Below are 3,674 nucleotides of genomic sequence, written 5' to 3' on the forward strand. Positions count from 1 at the left end.
CACAGTTTCGCGTACGTGGGGTTTCAGAACAAGCGCTTCTACACACAGCGGGTATGTGCAAACATCGAATTTATTCAGTCGTCTCTATCGTCCTGTACCCGTTCCGGCAACAAGTCGATTTGCTCCGTTCGCTCCACTCCAGCGACTTCCAAGCTTCCAGCTCGCCGGCGCGCAGGTTGTCGTTGTTGCCGACCGCGTAGGTGCACATCGTGACTCGCTGAAGTCGAAGCTGAACGCGGCACGTCTCGCCGCAAGGTCCTGTCATCATTCGGTTGGTTGCGGCACGTACGAGCCGTCATGCCGCCATATGCCATTTGCTACCCACTATCAAATAGCCGGTCGGGAGACGTTCTGATGCGTCACAGTGAGTTGGCGACATTCCGCCGTTTTCACTACGCTATTTTATAGGATATATAAAATGGCGGCACGAAAAAGATGCGCGGAGGTATATCGATGGGTCAGTCATACCGGATGTAGGGTGCGGATTGAAAGTTAGACACTGTCTGGGTGTCGGAATGGAGTCCGTATGACTTACCTTGATGAGGTACACAGCAGGGCGCTCGTGTTGATTCTCGATGAGGGGCTGAGTACTCCCCGGGTCAGGGAACGCCTGGCATCAGAGGGGTTCAGGGCGCCGTGCGAGGGCACGCTGGCCAGGTGGGCGCGTCAGGAACGCACACGGCGCGGCCTGCCCCCGGCGCACAGGCCCGGTGCGCGGCTCACGCCCGGCGAGGTGCGCGCGGCCCGTCATCTGTGGGAGTCGGGCGCCAGCTGTGCGCAGGCCGCCCGGATGATCGGCCGTAGCGAATCGGCCGTGTATGCTTGGCGTCGACGCCAGAACTGGAGGAGGACACCGATGATTCCCCCGCAACGCCATGACCTGGACGACCGGGTCGCGTGCCTGAACGCCCGCATCGAGGCCCTGGAAGCCGAGAACCAGGCCATGCACATGCGCATGGACCTGATGGTCGAGATCGAGAAGCTTTTAAAACACCCCGTCCCGGCCGACCTGGGCCGGGACGTGGCCAACCATGCCAAGGCCGTCGCCGTGGCGAACCTGAAGGGTAGGTGGCCGTTCAAGGCCCTGCTCGAGCAGGCCGGCCTGAGCCGCTCGACCTATTACCGGCACCACTCGCGCAAGGCCGTGTCGGCGCGTGGGGCCAAGGCCGAACGCGAGCGGCGGCTGCGTGCCCTGATCGTCGATACCGCCCGGCGGTTCTCGCGTATCTACGGGTATCGGCGCATCCATCACGAGCTGGCCGGGCAGGGGGTCACGGTCTGGGGGAAATTCGTGCGCCAGGTCCTGCGCGAGGAGGACCTCGTACCCCGCTACGTGCGCAAGGGCCGGCATTACTCGTCGTTCAAGGGCGACCCGGACGACGCGCCCGCCAATCTCGTGGCCCGCGACTTCCACGCGCCGGCACCCGGGATGGTGTGGGTGACGGACGTCACCCAGTTCACGATGGACGGCTACAAGTGCTACCTGAGTCCCATCGTGGACTGCGCTGACGGGGTCGTGGTCTCCTGGACCCTGGCGTTGCGTCCCACCACCGCGATGGTGGCCGGCATGCTCGAACGGGCCGCTTCGACCCTGCAGGAGGGCCAGAGGCCGATCGTGCACACCGACCGTGGCTGCCAGTACTCCGCGCGGGAGTACAAGGAGGCCATGGCCCGGCACGGGTTCACCCGGTCGATGAGCGCCAAGGGCTGTTCGCCCGACAACGCGGCTGCCGAGGGGTTCTTCGGGCGCTTGAAGAACGAGATGTTCCACCACCGCGACTGGACGGGCGTGACGTTCCCCGAGTTCGCCCAGGCGGTGCGTGACTACATCGACTTCTACAACCACAAGCGTCCCAAACAGTCCCTGGGCTGGCTCACACCGATGCAACGCCGTGCCCAACTGACCACGGCCTAACCAAAATCCAAGTTACTGTCCGCACCCCCTCCTGTGTGGAATGCCGGATAAAGCTGATGCGTACTTATGTACTTATTTGGGAATGGGGTTGCAGAGCCATGAGAGCCAGGTCGGGCATTGAATGAACGCGACTTGAACTGGCTCAGTCACATGAGAAGAGGCCGTTGTGGACAGGGTGATAGGAACTGTCAAGGCAAGTACGGATAGGATGGCTGCGAGTGTTTTCATGGGTGTCCTTTGCGTGCCGTGACGAATTGTCATGGCGTGGAATGTTTGAATGTTGCAGAAGCGGTTATTTGAATGGTTGCCAGCCGGTGAACTGTTCTCCAAGTTGCCCTGTGTCATTGCCATTGCTGACAAAACAGGTGACTGATTTGGGATCGTGGATGTCGAAGCTGAATTTGCTGGCTGCTTCGCCTGTTTCGTCGTAGCGATCCGTGGTGAAGTTCCTGGCGGAGACCTCACGGTAGGCGGCCTGCTCCTCCTCGAACTGACGAGCCGTGTAGCTGGCAGGCACGAGCTTCTCACGGCGTAGGCAATCGGTGATGGCCACGGACTGCTCTGCATATAAGTCAGGATTGCCGATGGCATCCCGGTAGGATTCATCCACGATGAGATACTCCTGGGAGCGGCATTGGCTGTCGTCGTGGGCGAGTTTGTCCATCTCCGCCTCGGTGCGTCCTGTATCAATGGGATACATGTGAGCACTGCGTAGGCCGTTTTCATATACGGGTACTTGTGGTGTGGTGTATCCTTTGTTCACCATGCATTGTTGGTAGTTGCTCCAGGCGCGGTCGTAGTCGGCCTTGGAGATGGTGCCTCCGTTTTCCACTGCCCTGCGCAGGATCTCCTTCTGGGCTTCTGACATGGGGTAGGTGGCGTTGTCGTCGATGCTTAGCAGGTATTCAATGCGTTCGGGGATGGATGCGGCGATCTTGATCGCGGTTGCCGACGGCTGGCTGCCCGGATCAATGGCCGCTTCCTGCTGCGTATCCCCACAAGCCGCCAGGGGTGCAAGAAGAATGAGCATAACTGATGCGAGGACGGCTTTTGTATGGTGTTGCCTTTTTGATGCAATCGTAATGGGCATGATGATGGTTTGCTTCCTTGCGGGATAAATGAAAGTGGAAGGGGAGGAATGACTGCCTCCCCTTCCACTTTTGGTCCTGCTGCGGTATAGTCAGGATATGGGCAAAAGCGATGGGAGCCTTTGTCGGAACTGGCGGCTTTCTAGCCGACGATATATTTTGCGTAGTCACCTGCAGTGGTTGCTGTGCCTGTTTGCGATGCGCTACAGGATTTGCCTTGGCCGACCTTCATGTAGTCATAGTTGATGTTGCCGCTTTGTTTGGCCTCGCAGTAGGAGGCTTGGTTGACGGAGTACATGCTGATGGCTGAGGAAGTGTAGGTGACGGTACGGCTGCCGCGGAAGTATCCGCCTTCGATTGAGCCGCTGCTGTAGGGGATGTAGGTTGCCGTCGCGGATGCGTAGGCGATGTTGGCGGTGGAGAAAGCAACGCCGAGGGCCAAGCCAACGGCACCGACCTTCTTCCATAGTGACATGTTCCTGCTCATGGGATTGCTCCTTCTTCCGTCTGCGACGGTGCTTCGCTGCGCCGCTGCGGGCCACGATCATCGTGCCTTGTGCACAGTTTCGCGTACGTGGGGTTTCAGAACAAGCGCTTCTACACACAGCGGGTATGTGCAAACATCGAATTTATTCAGTCGTCTCTATCGTCCTGTACCCGTTCCGGCAACA

The 3,674-nt window shown here is 59.5% G+C and carries 3 protein-coding genes; 1 reads left to right on the forward strand and 2 read right to left on the reverse strand.

Translation table 11 applies throughout. The features are described 5' to 3' along the window. Positions 1-526 precede the first annotated feature (526 nt). Positions 527-1,915 (forward strand): IS3 family transposase, encoded by a 1,389-nt coding sequence (locus BCUN_RS11005; protein WP_033518684.1) that lies wholly within the window; start codon positions 527-529, stop codon positions 1,913-1,915. 292 nt (positions 1,916-2,207) lie between these two features. On the opposite strand, the gene BCUN_RS11010 is transcribed toward BCUN_RS11005, so the two are convergent. Beyond that, entirely contained in the window at positions 2,208-3,005 is a 798-nt protein-coding gene (locus BCUN_RS11010) for a hypothetical protein (RefSeq protein ID WP_152598234.1), read from the reverse strand. Between the two features lie 140 nt (positions 3,006-3,145). Further along, entirely contained in the window at positions 3,146-3,490 is a 345-nt protein-coding gene (locus tag BCUN_RS11015; RefSeq protein WP_034258736.1) for a hypothetical protein, read from the reverse strand. Positions 3,491-3,674 lie beyond the last annotated feature (184 nt).

Source organism: Bifidobacterium cuniculi (genome assembly GCF_000741575.1).
Taxonomy (GTDB): Bacteria; Actinomycetota; Actinomycetes; order Actinomycetales; family Bifidobacteriaceae; genus Bifidobacterium; species Bifidobacterium cuniculi.

Bases quoted from the DNA above. Each gene is read 5' to 3' on its own strand.
- BCUN_RS11005 (WP_033518684.1), top strand. From the start codon at position 527: ATGACTTACCTTGATGAGGTACACAGCAGGGCGCTCGTGTTGATTCTC.
- BCUN_RS11010 (WP_152598234.1), bottom strand. From the start codon at position 3,005: ATGCCCATTACGATTGCATCAAAAAGGCAACACCATACAAAAGCCGTC.
- BCUN_RS11015 (WP_034258736.1), bottom strand. From the start codon at position 3,490: ATGAGCAGGAACATGTCACTATGGAAGAAGGTCGGTGCCGTTGGCTTG.